Raw genomic sequence first — 21446 nt, 5'->3', positions numbered from 1 at the left:
CATGTTTCTAGATGTAACCTAATGTGTGTCGTCATGAGTAATAGTTCCGGCTGTACCCCTTGGAACGCATAACTGAAAAAAACACAGACGACACAGGGAGCCATGTCATGGCCATTGCCACCGTTATCTCGATTACCGGCCAAGCCTGGGCGCGCGACGCCGAAGGCAACCTGCGCGAATTGCGCGTAGGCGATACCCTTCAGGAAGGCGAGGTGCTGATCACCTCCGATAACGGCAGCGCTCAGCTCGACTTCGCCGACGGACTCGATCCGGCCTTGGTCGAAGGCGGTGAGCAAGTGGTCATGACACCGGAACTCGACGCTGATGAAGCGGCCGATGTCTCCGAATTCGCGGCGTTGGACGAAGATCTCGAAGCCCTGCTGACAGCGCTGGACGACGACAGCGTCGACCTGCTCGACGTACTCGATGCTACCGCTGCCGGTGCCGGCCTCGGTGGTGGTGCCGACGGCGGTCATACCTTCGTTCGCCTTGCCCGAATCGCAGAGGACGTTAATCCGCTGGCGTTTGAATATGGCCTGGGGCAGGAGAGCGATCTGCCGGAAGTCGAAGGCGCCTTCTTCGAGATCGTCGAGCCGTCTGCCGGCGTTCTCGCTGCTTCCCTGTTCGACGCAGAGATCCCTGAAGCGGCGGGTTCTGTCGTCACCGGCGTACTGCCGTTCTCCTTTGGTACGGGCGTCAATGGCAGCGTGACCTTCGCTGACATGGACGGCGTGCAGGCCCAGATCGGCCAGGAGAGCATCACCTTTAGCTGGAATGCCTCCAACAATACGCTGACTGCCTTCTCCACTGCGCGTGAACTCAATATCTTCACTATCGAGGTCAATCCCGGCACCGGGGCGTTCACTCTCACGCAGTTGAACAGCCTGCTGCATGAAGAGGGCATGGACGAGGCACTGGCCAGCCTGGTCTACACCGTGACCAGCACCAGCGGCACGGCTACTGGCACGCTGAATATTACGATCCTGGATGATGCTCCGAGCCTCGAGCTGGGCAGCGTCGACCTGAGCGACGTGGCCCTCGAGACCCAGGACAGCGAGACCCTCGGCGGCACGTCCATTGCCACTGGCAGCGTGGCCGCGGCCTTCGACGCCGCCGTCAACGCCCAGTACGGCGCCGATGGTGCCGGCAGCACCTTCATCGATGGCTACGCCCTGACCCTGGGCGACGTCCAGCACAGCCTCACCAGCGGCGGCGAGCCGATCGTCTTTGAACTGGTGGATGGCGTCGTCATCGGCACCGCCGACGGCAACGAAGTCCTGCGCATCGAGCTTGACGCCGCCACCGGCGCGGTCACCGTGACCCAGTCCGGCCCGGTGGATCATGCCGAGCAGGGCGTCGACAGCGTCGGCCTGCCGGCCGGCCTGGTGGGCGTCACCGCCACGGTCACCGTGACTGATGCCGACGGTGACGTGGTCAGCGACAGCCTGAGCGCCGACCTGAGCGGCAGCATCACCGTCGTCGACGACATGCCGAGCGTCGAGCTGGGCAGCGTCGACCTGAGCGACGTGGCCCTCGAGACCCAGGACAGCGAGACCCTCGACGGCACTTCCATTGCCACCGGCAGCGTGGCCGCGGCCTTCAGCGCCGCCGTCAACGCCCAGTACGGCGCCGATGGTGCCGGCAGCACCGTCATCGACGGCTACGCCCTGACCCTGGGCGACGTCCAGCACGGCCTCACCAGCGGTGGCGAGCCGATCGTCTTCGAACTGGTGGACGGCGTCGTCATCGGCACCGCCGACGGCAACGAAGTCCTGCGCATCGAGCTCGACGCCGCCACCGGCGCGGTCACCGTGACCCAGTCCGGCCCGGTGGATCATGCCGAGCAGGGCGTCGACAGCGTCGGCCTGCCGGCCGGCCTGGTGGGCGTCACCGCCACGGTCACCGTGACTGATGCCGACGGTGACGTGGTCAGCGACAGCCTGAGCGCTGACCTGAGCGGCAGCATCACCATCGTCGACGACATCCCAGTCGTGGAAGGCACCGATCCTTCCGGTCATGAAGTCGTCATTACCAACTTGAATAGCCTTGCCGGCTACAACAACAGCTTTGGCTACTACATCAAGGACGAGAACGGCAACCCGACGGTCGGAATGGTCATCTGGGGCAATGTCAAGCATGACAAGGGCGCCAGCTATGTTCTCGAAGGTTACGCGCCTGGCGAGGTCGGCTACTTTATCATTCCCAATGGGGCGAACCTGAACCCGGGGCTGGAGAATGAAACCGACGTCAATTTCGTCCAAGTCAACGGCGTCTGGGTAGCGGTCACCGAGAATGGCGATCAGTTGAACGGGCAGAACGCCAATGCCCCCGTACTGTTCAATGATCCGACGTTGAATCCGGGCGGCGCTTCCCATGTAGAGAACAATGCCGAAGAAGGCGATATCAACTGGGAAGACGTCTATGGGGGCGGCGACAAGGACTACAACGACGTCAACATCAAGGTCGAGTGGACGCCTGCCAACCTGACCGTGGACGAGTCCAATCTCGATATCGACGCTGAATTCGATTTCTCCGGCTACTTCAGCGCCGAGTACGGTGCCGATGGCTTGGAAACTCGTGATTACAGCCTGAGCGTCGTGGCAGATGGCGCCGACTCCGGCCTGGTCGATATACAGACCGGTGAGGCCGTTCTTGTCAAGGAAGTCGACGGGCAAATCATCGGCTACGTGACGATCTATGGTGAGGAAGTCCCTGTCTTCACCCTGGCCGTCGATGGCAACGGTGTGGTCACGCTCGACCAACTCAGGGCCATTGCCCACCAAGGGGCGGGTCAGGTCGGTGCGAGCGATGCCGCCAATATCCTGGCCAATGTCGTCTTCCTGACCAAGACCGTGACCGACAGCGACGGCGATGTGGCCAAGGCCTCGATCGACATCGGCAAGGTCATCTACTTCCTCGATGACGGCCCGACCGCCGTTGATAACGAAGCCGGCCTGGGTGCCGGTGAGTTCGAGCTCGAGCAAGGCAATGTTCTTGCCAACGACCAGTTGGGCGCCGACGGTGGCAAGGTCACCGCAGTCAATGGCATCAACGTACCCGCCGAAGGTACGATCGCAATCCCGGGCCAATACGGGGTATTGACCATTGCCGCCGACGGTACCTACACCTACGTACGCAATGCCGGTACGCCGGGTGGGGTGAGCGACAGCTTCACCTACACCCTGACTGACGGCGATGGTGACAGCGACACCGCCGTCCTGACCATTGCCATTGGCGATGCGCCGGTCACCATCGACAACCCGACAGGCGCCGAGGGCCACCACATCGTGGTCAATGAAGCCTGGCTGGAAGGTGGTACCGCTGCTGGCCAGGGCGAACTCACCCAAACCGGCAGCTTCACCATCAATGCCCCGGATGGCGTGAAGACGCTGACCGTGGGTGGCCAAGCCATCGTCCAGAATGGCCAGGTGGTTGCGGAATTGCCGACCATCACAACGCCGGGCGGTAACGTCCTGCAGATAACCGGCTACAACCCGGAAACGGGGGAAGTCAGCTACAGCTATATCCTCAACAACGCCAAGACCCACGGCGAAGGCGAGGATGATCTCGAGCAGAGCTTTGCCATCCACGTGGAAGACCTGGACGGTAGTGTGGCCAACGGTGAGCTGTCGGTGCAGATTCTCGACGATGCTCCGATTGCCGAAGACGACAGTAACAGCGTGGCGGCAGGCGAGTTCGCGCTGGTCGAAGACGGCAACTTGCTGACCAACGACAAGCAGGGAGCCGACGGCGCTCGGGTCACCGAGGTCAATGAGGTTTCTGTGCCTGCCGAGGGTACGGTCGAGATCGTCGGCGATCACGGTGTGCTGACAGTAGCGGCCGATGGCAGCTACAGCTACGTACGCAACGCCGGCACGCCGGGCGGGGTGAGCGACAGCTTCACCTACACCCTGACTGACGGCGACGGCGATAGCGATACCGCAACGTTGACAATCGACATCAGCGATTCTCCGGTCGATATCGACAATGGCAAGCCCGCCGGCCAGGATGCGCACCTGATCTTCAACGAAGCCTATCTGCCAGGTGGGACACAGGAGGGTGATGGCCCGCTGGTACAGAACGGCAGCTTCACCGTCAGCGCTCCGGATGGCGTACTCAACCTGAGCGTCGGCGGTCAGTTCATCGTCAAGGATGGAGTCGACCAGACGCTGCCGACCATCGTGACCGAGGGTGGTAACACCCTGGCGATCACTGGCTATACCGCCAATGGCAACGGCACCTACACCATCAATTACGAGTACACGCTCAACGCCAACAAGGACCATGAGCAGCCGGCCGATGATGAGTCGCTGACCCAGTCCTTCCAGATCGTGCTCGTCGATACCGACGGCGACACCGCCTCCAACAACCTGCTGGTTCAGATCCTGGACGATGCGCCAGAGTTTGGCACACCTGACGATGCCTCACTCGGCCTGGACAGTGACAGCACAGCGAGTGGCAGCCTGGAACTCACCATCGGTGCGGATGCCGATGGCGCCCATATCTCCCAAGCTAAACTGTTGGCGGACGAGCAGGGTTATCTCCAGGTTCGCTACGAAGAGGATGGGGTGGAGAAAACCACTCACCTCACCTCGGGTGGCCAGAAGCTGGTTTACGTCTTCGACGCCGAGAATCAGCAGCTCATCGCCTACAAGGAAGGTGAGGATTCCAGCAATCCGGTCCTGACCATCGACCTGAGTGTCGGTAGCAATCAGTACGTAGTCAACGTGCTGCAGCCGCTCGATCCGGTGGCAGTGTCGTTCACTACGGAGACCGTTGCCAACCAGGGCGGTGGTATCGATGGGGAGCTGGTCATCAGCAATCCGAACCTGTCTGCCCAATTCACTGGTGTTGGTGGGGCCGTGAACTGGTCGACCAACGGTATCGGCGTAGCAAATAACCTGATTGGCGCCGGGCAGACACTGATCGCCCAGTTCAGCCAGACGCTGACGTCGTTGTCCTTCGAAATGGGCAAGACAGGAGCGTTGAGCTGGGAGGTCTTCAGCAATGGTGAATCAATAGGTACCGGTAACGGGACGACAGCTTCCTTCCCGGGAGGCTTCGATGAAATTCGCTTCTATGGAAGTTCTGGCGGTGACCAGTACAACGTCAACAACTTCCAAGGGGTATTCCTGGATGCTGAGCTTGGCTTCACGCTACCGGTGGAAGTCGTTGCAGTCGATGGTGACGGCGATACCACCGACGCTTCGTTCAATATCGGCTTCGAGCCCGGCGGTGCCGTGGATCTCCCCGAGCTGCCCACGATCCTGGGTCTGACCGACAGCGATGTCACGGTCAACGAGCAATACCTCCAGGGCGGCACTGCCGAAGGTGAAGGGGTACCGGCGGACGATGGCAGCTTCGAACTGTCCGCTCCCGAAGGCATCGAGGCACTGTTGGTAGCAGGTACTCTTCAGTCAGGTGCCGGTGAGCAGCAGGGCGACAAGGTCAAGCTCAACGCAGGCGACCTCGAGTCGCTGGCGGCCGGCAATGACATTGTGATCGGGACGCCGGAAGGCAACACCCTGACCCTGACCGGCTACGATGCCGGAACGGGTGAAGTGAGCTATAGCTTCGAGCTGGGCGGTGCCGTCGAGCACGAAACCGGCGAAGGGCGCAACGAGCAGACGAAGGAAGGCATCCAGGTCGAGTTGGTGGATGGGCTAGGCAACATTGCCTATGGCACCATCGACGTAGTGATCGTCGACGACGTGCCGGAGAGCTTTGCCAACGTCCAGGCGATCCAGGTGCCCGTCAGTGAGCTCGAAGTGGGCGCGCTGAATGCTGGCTGGGGCAACGTGAAGGGAACCTCCGGTTCAGGAAACATCACGACCAGCAGCAATGCCAGTGGTGTCACGATGCAGTGGGGCGGTAGCAGTGGCTCCGGCTACAACTTCGCCTACGCCGATGGCCTGACGGGCTCGACCGGTGTTGCTACCGATTCGCTGTTCTCGCTGGGCAATTTCACCCACAACAACTTCGTGATCAGCAGTGGCCAGAAGACGCTGGATACGGCCGAACTCGAAGTGACGTTCAAGGTGATGATCGACGGTGTGCTGACCGAGGTCACCACCACTATCAAGCTCAAGCATGAGGAGACGCCCAATAACAAGACGCCGGCTACTCACCCGGACAATGACGATATTATCAAGATCGTCAATCCGGAGCAGGAGCAAGTGATCACGGTTGGTGATCGCGAGTATGTACTCAAGATCCGTGGCTTCCTGGATGCCGATGGCAACCTCGTCGATACGGTATATACCACCGAGACGCAGGCGACATCGTTCGAGCTGTTTGCCGAGATCGCTTCGACCGATGACCTGCCCAGCGTGGAAGGTAGGGTCGACACCGACTGGGGTGCCGATGGCCCCGCCGAGGAAGACAGCCTGCTGTGGGCCAACGGTGAAGGCGGTACGCTTGCCAGCGGCACGGTGGAAGGCCAGTTCGGTACGCTGACGGTGAATGCGGACGGCAGCTATACCTACGTGGTCAGCCGTAGCGCACGTGACGGCATGAAGGCGGGCGACTCCTTCCAGGAGGAGTTCACTTACTACCTCACCGATGCCGATGGTGACGTGGTGGCATCGAAGCTGACCATCAATTTGGAAGGTGTGGAGAATCCTGTCGATATCGACAGGATCGGCCAGCCGGAGGTGCAGGTCACCTTGGATGGTCCCGCTGACTTGGTGCTCCGTGTAGACAACGGTAATGCACAAAGTGAGCCGAAAGGCTTTACGTTGGCCGCCTATTACCTACAAGGAAGCAGAAACTGGAAGGAGGCGGATGTCAGCAAGGCCAGCATGGGCTTTGGCGTTGATCGGGACGGGCCGTCTAATTCCGGTGCGGCGGAATCAGAAATCGCCAATGGTCAGCGCTTGGAAGTAAGGTTTGATCAAGAAGTCTCGGAGACTACCTTCCAGCTTGCTTGGCTGAGAAACGATGAGTATGCCAAGTACACCGTTCGCTATGACGATGGGACTTCCTCTTCAACAATTGTGAATGGAAATACAGCCGAGGGAGGGCATGACGGTATAGGTGCAGAGATCAAGGTTTCAGCGCCGGAAGGTAAGAAGATCGTCGGTATCGATTTCGCGACACCTACCTCGGGCGAGACGGGCCACGGCGTCGGCAACGACTACGTCGTACACCAGGTCAGCTACACGACAGCGGAACTCTACGCCATTGAGGTCGATATCACACTGGCTGAGGATAACGTGTCCGATAAGGTTGTCTCGGTGATGCTGTCTGGCGTGCCGGTAGGCGCTACGCTCTCTGTCGGCGATGACAATGGCGATGGTACCTGGACGCTGCCTCTGGAGGGCGAGAGTGGATATAGCGTCGTGCTGGAGAACGGCAAGCTGACTATCTCCGGCCTGACGCTGGAAGTACCGGTTGGTTACCAAGGCCCGGTGGAAGTGGATGCCACGGTGACTGTCCAGGGCGGAGATTCGCTGGCTATCCTCGGCGGTGCGTTCGACGATACCTTGATGGGTGGTGACGGTGACGACCTTCTCATCGGCGGGGCTGGTGACGACACCCTTCTCGGCGGCCTCGGCGCAGACACCTTCGTCTGGAACCTTGGAGACCAGGGTGAAGAGGGCGAAGCCGCTACTGATACGGTCAAGGATTTCTCGCTTGCGGAGGGTGATAGTCTCGACTTGAGCGATTTGCTCAGCGATGGCAGTGGTCCCGAGCACCTGCGCTTCGAAGCCGAAGAGGGCGGTAGCACTACGCTCTACGTCAGCACCGAGGGTAACTTCGGTAGCAACGCGGATAGCTTCGAGAAGTCGCTGGCCGACCAGGTCATCGTGCTGGAGAACTTCAACGGCGACCTCGATGCGTTGAAGGCGAACCTGAACATCGATTGATTTCCTTTAGGAAAACTGACGCCCGGCCTAGGCCGGGCGTTTTTTTATTGATAACCACTCACGTTTATTCATTGACCGACCTCAACTTTTTTCACCACCCTGTACTACGGTCCAATGTCGCGCTGTAAGCCTTGGCCCATACTTCATTGTAAGCACGCCTCTCCAGGCACGGACCGTTTGGCCGTGGCGAGCCTCGTAAAAAGTTCTTTCACTTTGCGGGGTACCCCTCATGTCTATTGCAACCGTTCTGTCTATCTCCGGTCAGGCCTGGGCCCGTGATGCCTCTGGCAACCTGCGTGAACTGCGCGTCGGAGACGCGCTGCAGGAAGGAGAAACCGTCATCACATCCAATGGAGGGGATGTGCAGCTCGACTTTGGCGACAACCTCGCCCCCACCCTGATCGAAGGTGGCGAGCAGGTAGTCATGACACAAGAGCTTGGTGTCGACCAGCCGGTCGAAACGAGCGATTTCGCTGTTCTCGATGAAGATGTCGAAGCGCTGCTGGCGGCGCTGGATGACGAATCGATCGATCTGCTCGACGTGCTCGACGCTACAGCGGCAGGGGCGGGCCCGGGTGGTGCGGCCGATGGCGGACACAGCTTCGTGCGCCTGGTACGCATTGCCGAGAACGTTGACCCCTTGGCGTTCAACTTCGGCTTGAATGACCTGGGCGGTCCGCCGGAAGAACAGGGTGGGGCTTTCCCGTTGGCGGAAGTGGAAGAACCGCAAGAACCGCAAGAACCGCAAGAACCTGGGGGCATTGCACCGACTGCGGAACGCTTCGAGGCCACGCTGCTCGATATGGAGACAATGAACGAGCCTGGCTCGGTGGCCAGCGGCGTGCTTCCGTTTACCTTCGGTTCTGGAAGTGGTGGTAGTGTGACCTTCGCTGCCATGGACGGTGTCGTACACCAGGTGGGCGGCGAGACGCTCACGTTCAGTTGGAACGCCGACACCAATACGCTGCAGGCGGTTTCCGAAGCTCGCGCTGTCACGGTCTTCAGCATTGAAATCAATCCCGCCGCCGGCGTTTTTACCGTTACTCAGGTCAACAGCTTGCTGCATGGCGAGGGGATGGACGAAGCGCTTGCCAGCCTGCTCTACACCGTAACCAGCAGTAGCGGCAGTGCGACGGGCACGCTCCAGCTGACCATCGTCGATGATGTGCCCCAGGCCCTTGAAGACTCCGCCAACACCGGCGAAGACACTCCCATCACCGTCAACGTAATGGGTAACGACACTGCCGGTGCCGATGGCGCCACGCTGACCGCGGCCAGCCTGCGCAACCCGAGCCAGGGCACGCTGAGCTTCGCGGCCAACGGCCAGGTCACATTCACTCCGGCGCCTGGCTTCAAAGGTGACACGGTGATCGACTACACCATCACCGATGCCGACGGTGACACCGCCAGTGCCACTTTGACCGTGACCGTCGCGCCCGACTCCGAGCCTACCATTGCCATCAACGCCGATAGTGCCAGCGTCGACGAAGCCGGCCTGCCGAGTGGCAGTGCGGCGGGCGACGGCTCCCACGCCACCCAGGGCACCTTCGTCGCCAATACAGGCAACGACGGCCTGGCGAGCCTGGTAATCAATGGCGTGAACGTTACTGCTGGCGGCACGGTGCAGGGGGAGCATGGCACCCTGGTCGTCACGCTCGTCGACGGCAGCTACAGCTGGACCTACACCCTGGACGGCGCCACCGACGGCGATACAACCAGCGACAGCTTCAGCCTGGTGGTTACCGATAGCGATGGCAGCACCGCCAGTGACAGCCTGAACATCGACATCGTCGACGACATGCCGCAGGCGGTGAACGATAACGGCGGCACCGTGACCGAAGACAGTGCCGTAACCGTACTCAGCGGCAGCGTTCTCTTCAACGATACCCTGGGTGCAGACGGATTCGGCTCATTGACCTGGGACGTCAGCGCCGCACAGCTGGCCGACATCGGACAGTACGGTAGCCTGGTGCTAAAGACCGACGGCAGTTGGAGCTTTACCCTCGACAATAGCCTGACCGCCGTACAGGCGCTGAACGCCGACGCCGTGCTGGACTTCCACTTCGACTACACCGTGACCGATGCCGACGGCGATACCGCCAGCGCCACGCTGAGCCTAGCCATCCAGGGCGCGAACGATAGCGCCGAGGTGATCGTCAGCGCCCAAGGGGCTGACAGCATCGTGCACGAAGCCGGCTTGACCTCCGAAGCCGACACCCGCGAGAGTGCCAGCGGTAGCTTCCAGGTTTCGGCCACTGACGGCATCGCCAGCGTCACGGTGGGCGGTCAAAGCTTGACCCTGGCCCAGTTGCAGGGCTACAGCGCCGGCACGCCTTCGGTAGCGATCTCTACCAGTATGGGCACGCTATACCTGACCGGCTACAGCGGCACGGCCACAGCAGGTACTATCAGCTACCTCTACGTGCTGACTGAAGCACAAACCCATGGTGCAGCAGACAGCGGCACCGATCACAGCCTGACGGACAGCGTGTCGCTCAGCGTGACCGGGGTGGGCGGCAGCACGGCGGAGGCGACGCTGACGGTCGACATCATCGATGACACACCCAGCCTGACCAGCCTCAACCTGGCCATCGGGAACGTGGCCGGAACGTACGATGGAATTTACGAGTTCGACGTGGGTGCGGATGCTCAAGGCTTCCTCGACAGCTTTGGTGGAGGTTCGCTGATCTGGACAGGTATGCCGGCAGGCTACGAGTTGACCGTTACCGGATCTTCGGACACTTCGATCACCTATACCGCACAGTCGGGCACCTTCGAGTTCTTCAATCTCACGCTCTATGCGAACGGGACTTACAGTTTCGAACTGGTCTCTCCCGCTCCTGTTGTCGAGACGGAAATAGAGAGCTTGTTGAGCGCTTTCGATTCGAACAACTTTTTCAAGGAAGATGGCAAGACGGCTTACCTGTTCACCTCGGATGTCTTCGATGGCAAGTTCGCCATGGCAGTCAAGGCCTACAGGAATGGCAAACTTGAAGACGTGAACATATCCGCGACCGACCTGGGCGTAAAGTCCAACGTAGTCCAGGGGCAGCAGAACGAAGTTCTCAGGTTCGACGTACGGCCGGTCGAGGGCCAAGGGGCGATAGGCGTTACCACTTTCACGTTCAGTGTTTCCGGCACGGCAGGCTCCAGCGCTGGTGACAGGGCGAAGCTCACCGTATACGACGTGAACGGCGCCACGACCATCTACTACGCCACGTTGGCGTCCGGCGATGGTGAGTTCGTCTTCAATATCGATCCAACGTTCAACGTCGACTACATGGAGCTGGCTCCGGCGGGCAGCAACAGCTTCAAGATCGATGGCGTCTCGACCAGCTACGTGACCCAGATCTACCCGGACGATTACCAGCTCGACTTCGAGCTGAGCGGCTCGGATGCAGATGGGGATATGGCCACTGCAGCGTTCACGGTATCCGTCACGACCACCGAAGACGGCACATATGAGATCACTGGCACCGACAGCGATGACGTGGTGCACGGGACAGAGGGGGACGATACTCTCATCGGCGGGGCAGGCCACGACTCCCTTATCGGTGACGACGGCGACGATGTCTTCCAGTGGAACCTGGGCGACCAGGGCGACAATGCTGCACCGGCCATCGATACCATCAAGGACTTCGGCTTCGGCGAGGACGTGCTGGATCTGGCGGACCTGCTGCAAAATGAAGGGGTCGAGACCATCGACAACTTCATCGTCGCGGCTCAGCAGGGCTCGGATACCGTGCTCTACGTCAACCACGAAGGCGGCATCAACTTGGACGGTAGCAACGCCACTCAGGTGATCGTGCTGGAAAACTACAGCATGGGAGAAGTCAGCTCGGCGGACTTTCTTCAGGAAATGCTGGAGAACGGCCAGCTACACATCGACCAGTAACGTGGTGTTGAGTCAGCGCCGGTGCCCTACCGGGAGACAGCGGGCAGGGCATTTGTTACTCTACGTAAAGACCATTCAAGGGCAAAACCATGTACATCAAGCGCAACGAATCGGGGCAGGTCGTGCAGGTCAGCCGTGAGGCGACGGCTGAGTGCCGTGAATTCGTGCCGCCATCTTCACCCGAGTTACAGAGCTTCGTCTCGGAAGAAGGGGACGCTGAAAATCTGGCGCTTTCGAAGTCCGACCTGGCCTTCGTACGGGTACTCGAGGACGTGATCAACGTGCTGATGGACAAGGGCGTGCTCAGCTTCACCGATCTGCCTGAGCCGGCCCAGCAGAAGCTGATGGAGCGTCAGTCGTTGCGCAAGCGCAGGAACAGCGTGGGCCTGATGTCCGATAGTGACGACGATACCATCTGATACTTCTTCCTGAGATAAAAGAGGCCGGCAATTGCCGGCCTCTTTTTCTCATGCTTGCTGCTTGTCATGCATCGCTCGCGCCGCTATCTTCGCGATGCCGCACTCCCGGCCCAGTGACCCCGTCCAGCCCCAGTTCGAAGAGAGTCTTTGCGGCTCCCTGGCTCTCGACGCCTTCCGCAATGGCCATGATGCCAAGAGAGTGGGCCAGCGTGGCCATGCCGCGCAGCAGGCTCTGCTGATCGCCGCGGCTCTCGATCTCCAGGCTCAGCGCACCTTCAATCTTCAAGAAGCTCAGGCCCAGGTCCTGCAACCCTTCGATCTTGCCGAACTGAGTGCCGACGTGCTCCAGGCCGACCCGGCAGCCAAGCCCGAGCAGGGCATGGCAGAGCGTCCTCAGCGCCTGCGGCTGCTGCAAGGCAACGGACTGCGGCAACTCGAACCACAGCTTGTCGGCAATGCTCTGGCGTGCCCGTACGCGAGAGAGCAGCTCGCCGACGAAGTGGCCATCATTGAGCGAATCGGGAGAAAGGTTGATCGCCACCGCTTTGCCGCTAGTCTCCACATCCGAAAGTGCAGCCGCAATCGCGGCCAGGTCGAGCGAGGGTGCCATGGCCAGGCGCGATATCCAGGGCAGGAACACGCCCGCTGGGCGCCATTCCCCCTTCAGGCGCAGGCGCGAGGGCACCTCGTGGTGAATCAACTGGCCCTGCGCGTCGAGCACGGGATAGTGAGCCAGGAATACACCTTGTTCGAGGGCTTCCGTCAGCGCTTCGCGCCACTCGTCACGATTCGTGAAGAGTACGCTGCTGGCAGGCTGGTCGACGAGCTCCTGGCTGTTTCCGCCGCGGGCTTCGGCGGCGGCCAGCGCACCGTCGAGGCTGGCCAACAGTTGGGTGCGGCTCTCGCCCTGATGGTATTGGCACAGGGCGGAGGGCAGCGACACGGTAGCTCCGAACTCTTCGCCCAGGCTGTGCAGGCGCTCCGCCAGGTCGCTGCCGAGTGCTTCAAGATCGTGATGACGTGGTAGGGTCAGGGCGAAATCGCTGCCGTTGAGGCGTCCCACCGTGCCGTAGCCGTATAGGTTGGCCAACTGATCCAGGCGCCGAGCGACCCGAACCAGTAGCGTATCGGTTGCCGCATGTCCTAGCTGCTGGTTGAGTTCGGCCAGACGCGCGACACGCACCATGGCCAGGGTGCCGCTGGCATCGTCCTTCTCGCTTTTCAAATGCGCCTGCAACTGATCCAGGAAAGGCGCGCGGGTAAGTGTGTCCGTTACCGGATCGTGCTGCATGCGCCGCCGCAACTGGTCGAGCTTGTCGCTCTCTTCGCCGAGCATCTGGCGCACAGCATACGAAAGCTGGTTCATGGCCTGCACCACCTCACGCAGCTCCCGCGTGCGCGGCTCGCTTGCCATCATGAAGCGGCGCTGGCCGATGGCCTGGGCCTGGCTGACCACGTTGCGCAGCGGGCGACGAATGGTATTCACGATCCAGCTTGCCAGCAGCAGGCTGACGACACCGGCAAGGGCGAACCAGCCGGCCAACTCCAGGCTGCTGCGCCATAACGAGCGATAGGCAAAGCTGTGCTGGCTTTCCAGTTCCAGGGTGCCGTACTGCTGCCAGCCATCCTGTACCACGGCATGGCCCGCTGGCACGTCGAAACGTACCAGCTCGACGAACCAGGCAGGTACGTCATCGACATATTCGCTGGCGGTGCGCTGCTCGATGATCTCTCCCTCGGCGTCGCGCAGTTCGATGCGCTGGTAATGCCCGGTGTCGAACTGGGCGGCCAGCAGCAGCTCCAGGATGACGGGGTCCTTCTCCATCTGGCTCATCGACAAGGCCAGGGCATTGGCATTGTCGTTGTTCTTGATCTCTATTTCCTGCTCGATGTAATGACGGCTGCTGGTCACGCCGATGAGCAGGCTGCCAACGAAAGCCAGCAGCAGCAGTGTCGTTATGGTCAGCCAGAGCTGCTTGATCAATGACATGTCTTCGTTCCCCCGGGGAATGAACGCCCTGATTCGTTCCGTTGCGTCGATCGTTTCTTGTTGTGTGGCTTTGTCATCAGATGAATCCTTGCTGCTGCATGCGTTCGATCACACTGCGCCAGCGCGACAGGCGTGCCACCGGGTCGGCTCGCGACTGGCTGGAACCGCTGGCCCACAGGCCTTCGCTGTTGAAGCTGAATACCGGGTCGAGGTCGGTACGCTGGGTGGCGGGAGTAATCGAAGGCACGAGGTTGTCGAGTATCTGGGGCACCGCCGTTGGCGTCTCGTAGTAACCCAGCACCATATGGGCCTGGTTGATCTGGCTGCGGCCGATGCGGGCACGAACGTAGATCATGCGCAGCTTCGATCCGGATACGCCGATCTCCTTGAGCGTCACGTACTTGGCGATCGAGTAGTCCTCGCAGTCGCCCTGGCGCTTGCCCATGGTTTCCAGCGGGGTGGCCCAGTAATCCTCGGCGCCCCAGATCTGGACGTCCTCGAGCCAGCGCACCCGACGATTGAAGAAGTCATTGACCTCGCGCAACTGAATGTCGAGGTTGGCTCCCTGCAGCCGGTCGAGTAGCGCGAACCACTCTTCGAGAATGGCGAGGCCCGAGCTGCCATACAGGCGCTGCATGCTGTCGCGCAGCCTGGTGCGGCTGATGCGGGCCTCGAGTGCCGTTGGGGTGATGCCCAACCCGGCGGCCAGCAAAAGCCCCCCCAGGCCGGCCAGAAATCGGCGGCGTTCGGGCTTGAAGCCATGTGGGGGAGGGCGATGCGTCATCAGGCGCGCCGAAAGCATGTTAAGGAATGTAAGTCATGGGGCGAGTATAGAGGAGTGATAACGCCAACACGATAGGCATGGCTTCTTACAGAGGCTGGAGTGTCCTGTCTCAGCAGGAAGTATGTGTCGTTACGGTCGACTTTTGTAAGACATTACCGACATCTTGCGTCAGCCAAAAACGCTTTGTGCCCTGTTCGTCTTGTTCCTGCGCTTCGCTTGCGTAACCTTGCGTATTTCTCCAGCGCATTCAGCAGGTGACTTGAAGGAACATGCCCATGGCCGACGCAACCGGATTGCAATTCACCCTCGAGCTCGCCGGAGCTGACTCGGCCGACCTGGCGATGATCGACTTCACCCTGGAGGAGGCGCTCTCGGCGCCCTTCACCCTCACGGTGCGCTTCGCCAGCCGCGACGGCAGCCTGTCGGCCACGGATATACTCGACCGCCCGGTGACCCTGACGATCTGGCAGGACGGCGAGGTGCTGCGCCGGGTCAACGCCATCGTCAGCGAGTTCGGTCGCGGCGACCGCGGCCACCGGCGCACGATGTACTCGCTGGTGGCTCGCCCGGCGCTGTGGCGCCTCGGCCTGCGCCACAACTCGCGCATCTTCCAGCAGGTCTCGCCGCTCACCGTGCTCAACACCCTGTGCGACGAGCGCAGCCTCACCGACGTCGCCTTCGCCGCCACTCGGGAACCGGCCGAGCGGGAGTACCTGACCCAGTACCGCGAGAGCGACCTCGACTTCATCCAGCGCCTGGCCGCCGAAGAGGGGCTGTTCTACTTTCACGAATTCTTCGAGACGGGCGGCGAGACACCCAGCGCCGCCCATCGCCTGGTGTTCGCCGACGCCCCCCAGGCGCTGGCCCACCTGGGCGAGCGCACCTACCACGGCCGTTCCGGCGGCACGCCGCCCAAGCGTCACGTACGCAAGCTCCAGCAGCTCGCCCGGGTCGCCCCGGCCTCGGTCACGCTCAAGGACTACTCGTTCAAGAACCCGGCCTATGCGCAGCTTCACGAACACGCCGCGGAGGCCCTGGAAGAACATGCGCAAAGAGACGACTACGAGCACTACGACTACCCTGGCCGCTACAAGGCCGACGCCTCCGGCGCGGCCTTCACCCGCATTCGCCTCGAGCACCTGCGCAACGACGCCCTGACCTGTAGCGCCGAAAGCGACCTGCCCGAACTCGCCCCGGGCACGCGCTTCACCCTCACCGACCACGATCTCAGTGAGCTCAACCGCGACTGGCAGGTCATCAAGGTCACCCACACCGGCAGCCAGCCCCAGGCGCTGGAGGAGGACGGTGTCACCCAAGGGGACGCCGCAGGCCTTGGGCAAATGACCAAGTACGACAACACCCTAGTGCTGACCCCCGCCGACCGCGCCTGGCGCCCCGAGCCCAACGCCAAGCCCTGCGTCGACGGCCCGCAGATTGCCTTCGTCGTCGGCCCCGAAGGCGAGGAGATCTACTGCGACGAGCACGGCCGGGTCAAGGTGCAGTTCCCCTGGGACCGCTACGCCGAACCCAATGAAACCGCCAGCGCCTGGGTGCGTGTGTCCCAGGGCTGGGCCGGCGGCGGCTACGGCAGCATCGCCATCCCGCGGATCGGCCATGAGGTGGTGGTCAGCTACCTGGAGGGCGACCCCGATCAGCCGCTGATTACCGGGCGCACCTACCACGCCGTCAACACGCCGCCCTACGAACTGCCGGCGCACAAGACCCGCACCGTCATCCGTACCCAGAGTCACCAGGGCGAAGGGTTCAACGAACTTCGCTTCGAAGACCAGGCCGGCGAAGAGCAGATCTGGCTGCACGCCCAGAAGGACCTGGAGCTTCTAACCAACAACGACCGCACCGAAGAGATCGGCCACGACAGCTTCCTCACCGTGCATCACGACCGCATCGGTGAGATCGACGCCGACGAGCACCACACCGTGCGCGGCAGCCGACATGAGCAGACCGACGGCAACCAGCACCTCACGGTACAGGGCACGCTGCACGTCAAGGCCGGCCAGGCCTGGCTCAGCGAGAGTGGCCGCGAACTGCACATCAAGGCCGGCCACAAGGTAGTACTCGAAGCCGGCAGCGAACTGACGCTGAATGCCGGCGGCAGCTTCCTCAAGCTCGACGGCGGCGGCGTGACCCTGGTCGGGCCCACGGTGAAGGTCAACGCCGGCGGCAGCCCCGGCTCCGGTTCCGGCCAGGCGGTGGAAGCGCCGCTGCTGCCGGGCAGGGCAGTGCCGGAAGTGCATGAGGCGATAGAGCCCACCGCACTGCCCAAGCTCAAGGACTATCAGCTCTCCGAAGCCACGCTGATGCCGCTGTGCGGGAAGCTCAGCGAGACCACCTGTAGTCGCGAGGATTGTCCATGTCTGGCTGGCTGAACCGTATCGCCGAGCGCAGCCAGCGAGTCGACACCCTGGCAAGCGGCTTCGCCGCCCATCGTCCCGCCTACCTGATACTCGACCAGCGCCGTGCACCAGAGTGCTGCGCCGCGCTCGTAGGCCAGCCCGGCTGGCATGACTACCTGACCCTGTTCGCCGGCACGCCTCTGGCACCATTATTGGAAGCGAGCCCTTGGCTGATTGAACTCAGGATAGGTAGCCAGGCCTGGCAGGCCGCCGAGGCCTTGTGCCGCGAGCAGCGTATTGGTTGGCTCTTCCAGCCGGCCCAATCCACCTCCCTGAACGACTTGGCCGATCACCTGCGCCGCCTGTTCGTGCTTGACGACCCCCACGGCGGCCAGTCACTGGTCAATGTGCAGGACCCAACCGCCTGGGCGGCCCTGCTCGCCGCCGGCAGCGACACCGCCTACACCCAACTCATCGGGCCGCTAGGGCAGGTCGCCACACCCACACCGCTGCCGCACTGGCAGGCGTGGCAGCCCGTAGAGGCCGACGCCACTGAAACACCTGCACTGACCCACGAGCTGGAACAGGCCCTCAGGGAGAGCCAGCGCGCCTGGTGGCTGAGCACTGCGACCGATACGCCTTTGCAGGAGCTACCACCGGAATGGCTGGAGCGGCTCGGGCGGCTCGCCGAAGTCGGCATCTCGAGATGGCGGGATAGAAGGCGGCTACTCCCGTTGATCCGCCACGCCGACGAAGCCATCTGGCACTTCGCTCAAGCCACTTTGTCCGACGCGAATCTCACCGTGCAGCAAAAAATCAGCGAACTGGAGCGTCATTCATGAACTCGAACTCACGGCCCGGAAGTCTGGGCTCCCCGCTGTTCCTGCCCGAGTTCCAGTTACCCTCCTACGAGGGGGGGCAGGAAGCTCCGGCGCCGATGGCCTGCGAAGCGCCCCCCTGGGCCGACATCCTCTATCTCACCGGAACCGGCACCTTCTGGCTACTTACTGAGGAGGTCGCTGACGCTCTGCACAAAGCCGCTGAGGAGCTTGCCGGCTGGGTGAAAGTGGAAGACCCCATCCAGCGCCTTGAGCACCTCAATACGGACGCCGGGTTGTTGGAGTGCTTTCTTCCGGCGCGACCGGAAAATTTTTTGAATGAGGCCGAGCGTGAGCAGGCCAAGCAAAAGCTGGAACGGCTGGCCGAATTGATGCGGGAACGCGGTGACGAGGAGACGGATCCAGCTCAGCGCGTCAGCAGTCATACCCCGTTGAATGACAACCCATGGTTCTGGGTTTCACCCCTTATTGTCGGAGCTCCTCGCCTTTGGGATCGAGTTTGGAACGCCGAGGAAGCCCGCCTACTGGAAGAACTTCACGGGCTCTATCGCCTGGGCATGGAGCGTGCCAAGGAAGAGAAGTACGTGATCGAAGGCAGTGGCTACTACGGCCCTTGGGAAGCGGAGATCGAACAGGCGCTGGAAACTTATCGACAGAGCCGGGCTGTTGTCATTCAGAACCACATCTCCGTCGACCAACCGGGAGTCTTGTTGCCGGTGCGGGAAGCGTTGGTGGAGTACCAGGCTTTCCTCGCTGATTGCGAGACGATGTCACCCAAGGATTCCTCGCGCTGCACCGTGATCGGCGATTTCGTTAATCACGAAGCTGAACGGCTCGATGCTGAATTGAGGGCCTACTGCGATAGCATCCTTGCACTCGCCACCCTGGGCGTCGCCACCCCCGAGTGGGCCTTGGCCAATGCGCCGCTAAGTGGATCCCCCGCCGGGCTGGAGCGAGGTGTCGAGGCGTTCGATCATTACAACCGTGTGCTGCAAGAGGCCTCGACGCTGTTCGAGGCAGTAGAGGACAAGCTCAGCCAGTGGGCGACGGCCACTGCACGCCGCTCGGCACTACCTATTCACCTCTTTCAGGAAGAGCGTGAGGCCTTCAACCGGCTGGTAGCGCAACTGGATGCACTTTATCAACTTGCCGAGTCGCAGGTAGCAAGCATGAGCCCCCAGCGGGTGCTGTTCTGGCAGGCGGACATCAACGACCAGCGCCACGCTTTGGGCTATCGCCGCCAAACGATCGACGTATTGGTTCGCAAGGACTTTCCGCTGCGCGAGTTCAGTTCGCCTCGAGCCGAGCAGGCGTTGAGCCATGTCAGTCTTCGCCATCTGCTGCGCGACGTGCGTGAAGCGGACCGCCCAGCGCTGCTGCGCGATCTCGAACAGGATGGCGTGTTGCCCGCCACGCTGTGGGAGGCCAACGAGACAGCAATCTCCAATTGGCTGGCGCGATGCGGCTGCGAACGCATCGAGCGGCGCACCGACTGGTTCGAGGAGCGCCTGGGCTTCTTCATCCCCGACGCTTTCTTCGACTATCTCGATGCGCAAGGATATGAGGTTCAGTCTCTCCAGCAAGAGAGCGCCAAGAACGCCTGGGCTGAGACATTGCAGCGCATTCTGTTCACCGGCCCCGGTCGGGAGCGCCTGCGCCTGTTCGATGCCAGCGCCCAGGCGCAGATGCTGCGCCTGGTGGGCATGTCCCACGCCGCCTTGAACGAGGCGTTGGGTACCCACCTCGACGAGCCGGTCACCCTCGTAGAACGCGAAGCCACTCTGGAATTCTTCGAATGGGAGCATGAGTCCGACGCAGGCGGGCCGGTGACGGCGGAAGTACAATACCGTGGAGAAGCGGTGGGCGAGCGCAACCTGGGCGGCCCTCGACGTGGCCCCTGGCAGGCTGCGGAGGGTGATAACGGCGCGGGCTACGGTGCCGGCGCCAAGTACCAGCTAGAACTGAAAGGCACCTACAGCCTGGCGCGCGGCGAGATCAGCCTGGGTACGCTGCAGTTGGCCAGCGAAAGCGATGCTCTGCCGTTTGAAGCCGTTCTGACGCAGCGCCAAAACGAGATACGTAATCTTGGGCGTTACTCACTGCAAGTATCAGCGGTTGCCAAGGGGTTTGCCGGCGCTTCCTTGGCGCTGACCGCCGAGGCCGGACTGGGTTTCGATCACGATGGGCTCAAGCTCACCGGTCTCGAGTGGGCCCAACGCGAGGCTGAAGGCGCAACCCTCAAAGCCTTTGCCGGCGCCACGGTAGGGGTGAACACGCGCTGCAGCATGCGTTGGGAGCCGCCTACCGACATCTCCCGTCAGTTGCCCCAACTAGCCGACCGAGACTGGCTGACTCTAAGCAGCCAACAAACTGAGCTCAACGCCTGGCGCACCTTGGGCCATGCCGTGCTGGGCCTGGAGGCGGCCGGCGGCATTGGCGGTGAACTCGGCCTGCGTCTGGGCATCCACCAAGGCAAGTTCGTTGCCTACTTCAAAGGCAAGGTCGTGGCAGGCAAGGGGGTGGGCGGGCAGATCGCCATGGAGCTGGACCTCAAGCAGCTGAATTTGTGGTTCATGATGCTCAGCCAGGCGCTGCGCGACAACGACTATGGCTTCGTCGACTGGGTCGATCGCGATGCCTTCGAGGGCATGAGCCGGCTGGCCTACCTGGCGGCAACCACTCTTCTCGACGTCAGCCTGCTCGCCGCCCGGGGGGTGGATGGCATTCAGCGCCTCTACGACCTTATGACACAGAGCGAGCGGGCGGGGATGATTGCGTTCGTCATTGTTCGTCGTCTCGGTGAGGATCGTGAACAGCTAGCCTCATGGGTACGGAACCTGCCCCCCGAAGCGCTTGGGCCGCTACTGAATACGTTGGCGACCCCACCCGGTTGGCGCGGCTATACCATCGATAACGAGCATTTCGACCGCAACCAGGCCACCGACCTGCAGCAGATCGCCATCGCTAACTGCCTGGGCTGGCTGGAGGAGGGGTATATTTCCAGTGGCCACTATGACCGCGCCAAGGCTCAGCATTTGTTTGAGCGCGCGGTGGCAAAAATGTCGGCCGATGGCATCTACGACGAGGCGCGCGGCTGGGGGGTGGCCTACTGTCAGAACCGTTATCGGCTAGACCAGTTTATGGTGAAGGTAGGAACCGCGGATATCCAAGCCGAAACAGCAAAACGTGAATATGAGCGGGCAGCAAATCGCTTGGGTGCGGGAGCTGATATGCATTGCCATCTACGCACATCGTCAAGAGGGACCTATGCCGTCTATGCAGACACGGAAAGTTAAT

General features: G+C 61.7%; 8 protein-coding genes. 6 read left to right on the top strand and 2 right to left on the bottom strand.

All coding sequences use genetic code 11. The features are described 5' to 3' along the window. Window positions 1-107: 107 nt before the first annotated feature. The 3 genes from HBJ55_RS02095 (at window position 108) to HBJ55_RS02085 (ending at window position 12182) form a co-directional block, all read left to right on the top strand. The gene (locus tag HBJ55_RS02095) at window positions 108-7868 is read left to right on the top strand and encodes a retention module-containing protein (protein ID WP_167110537.1); all 7761 of its coding nucleotides are present in this window, start codon (window positions 108-110) and stop codon (window positions 7866-7868) included. Between the two features lie 229 nt (window positions 7869-8097). Beyond that, window positions 8098-11763 (top strand): retention module-containing protein, encoded by a 3666-nt coding sequence (locus HBJ55_RS02090; RefSeq protein ID WP_167110534.1) that lies wholly within the window; start codon window positions 8098-8100, stop codon window positions 11761-11763. 89 nt (window positions 11764-11852) lie between these two features. Continuing rightward, window positions 11853-12182 carry a tryptophan synthase subunit beta like protein gene (locus HBJ55_RS02085; RefSeq protein ID WP_167110532.1) on the top strand — a complete coding sequence of 110 codons (330 nt, stop codon included), beginning with the start codon at window positions 11853-11855 and terminating at the stop codon, window positions 12180-12182. Between the two features lie 64 nt (window positions 12183-12246). Here HBJ55_RS02085 and HBJ55_RS02080 read toward each other — a convergent pair whose 3' ends face one another. Then, complete coding sequence (locus HBJ55_RS02080) at window positions 12247-14172, bottom strand: bifunctional diguanylate cyclase/phosphodiesterase (RefSeq protein ID WP_167110530.1); 1926 nt, start codon at window positions 14170-14172, stop codon at window positions 12247-12249. A gap of 76 nt (window positions 14173-14248) precedes the next feature. Next, the gene (locus HBJ55_RS02075; protein WP_167110529.1) at window positions 14249-14956 is read right to left on the bottom strand and encodes a transglutaminase-like cysteine peptidase; all 708 of its coding nucleotides are present in this window, start codon (window positions 14954-14956) and stop codon (window positions 14249-14251) included. A gap of 275 nt (window positions 14957-15231) precedes the next feature. On the opposite strand from HBJ55_RS02075, the gene HBJ55_RS02070 reads away from it, so the two are divergent. From HBJ55_RS02070 to HBJ55_RS02060, 3 genes are read left to right on the top strand one after another with little or no spacing between them, the layout of a single operon-like run. Beyond that, the gene (locus HBJ55_RS02070) at window positions 15232-17343 is read left to right on the top strand and encodes a type VI secretion system Vgr family protein (protein ID WP_167110526.1); all 2112 of its coding nucleotides are present in this window, start codon (window positions 15232-15234) and stop codon (window positions 17341-17343) included. Next, window positions 17328-18152, top strand: a complete 825-nt coding sequence (locus tag HBJ55_RS02065; RefSeq protein WP_167110524.1) for a DUF4123 domain-containing protein — start codon at window positions 17328-17330, stop codon at window positions 18150-18152. The genes HBJ55_RS02070 and HBJ55_RS02065 overlap by 16 nt, the downstream gene beginning before the upstream one ends. Then, window positions 18149-21445 carry a hypothetical protein gene (locus HBJ55_RS02060; RefSeq protein ID WP_167110522.1) on the top strand — a complete coding sequence of 1099 codons (3297 nt, stop codon included), beginning with the start codon at window positions 18149-18151 and terminating at the stop codon, window positions 21443-21445. The genes HBJ55_RS02065 and HBJ55_RS02060 overlap by 4 nt, the downstream gene beginning before the upstream one ends. The last annotated feature ends 1 nt before the right edge of the window (window position 21446 follow it).

Origin of the sequence: Billgrantia bachuensis (assembly GCF_011742165.1) — a bacterium.
GTDB classification, from domain to species: Bacteria; Pseudomonadota; Gammaproteobacteria; order Pseudomonadales; family Halomonadaceae; genus Halomonas; species Halomonas bachuensis.
Note: the sequence above shows the minus strand (reverse complement) of the source record. Positions and strands in the feature narration are given on the sequence as shown.

Coding starts and splice junctions, on each gene's coding strand:
- HBJ55_RS02070 (WP_167110526.1), top strand. CDS start 15,232: ATGGCCGACGCAACCGGATTGCAATTCACCCTCGAGCTCGCCGGAGCT.
- HBJ55_RS02065 (WP_167110524.1), top strand. CDS start 17,328: ATGTCTGGCTGGCTGAACCGTATCGCCGAGCGCAGCCAGCGAGTCGAC.
- HBJ55_RS02080 (WP_167110530.1), bottom strand. CDS start 14,172: ATGTCATTGATCAAGCAGCTCTGGCTGACCATAACGACACTGCTGCTG.
- HBJ55_RS02085 (WP_167110532.1), top strand. CDS start 11,853: ATGTACATCAAGCGCAACGAATCGGGGCAGGTCGTGCAGGTCAGCCGT.
- HBJ55_RS02090 (WP_167110534.1), top strand. CDS start 8,098: ATGTCTATTGCAACCGTTCTGTCTATCTCCGGTCAGGCCTGGGCCCGT.
- HBJ55_RS02095 (WP_167110537.1), top strand. CDS start 108: ATGGCCATTGCCACCGTTATCTCGATTACCGGCCAAGCCTGGGCGCGC.
- HBJ55_RS02060 (WP_167110522.1), top strand. CDS start 18,149: ATGAACTCGAACTCACGGCCCGGAAGTCTGGGCTCCCCGCTGTTCCTG.
- HBJ55_RS02075 (WP_167110529.1), bottom strand. CDS start 14,956: ATGACGCATCGCCCTCCCCCACATGGCTTCAAGCCCGAACGCCGCCGA.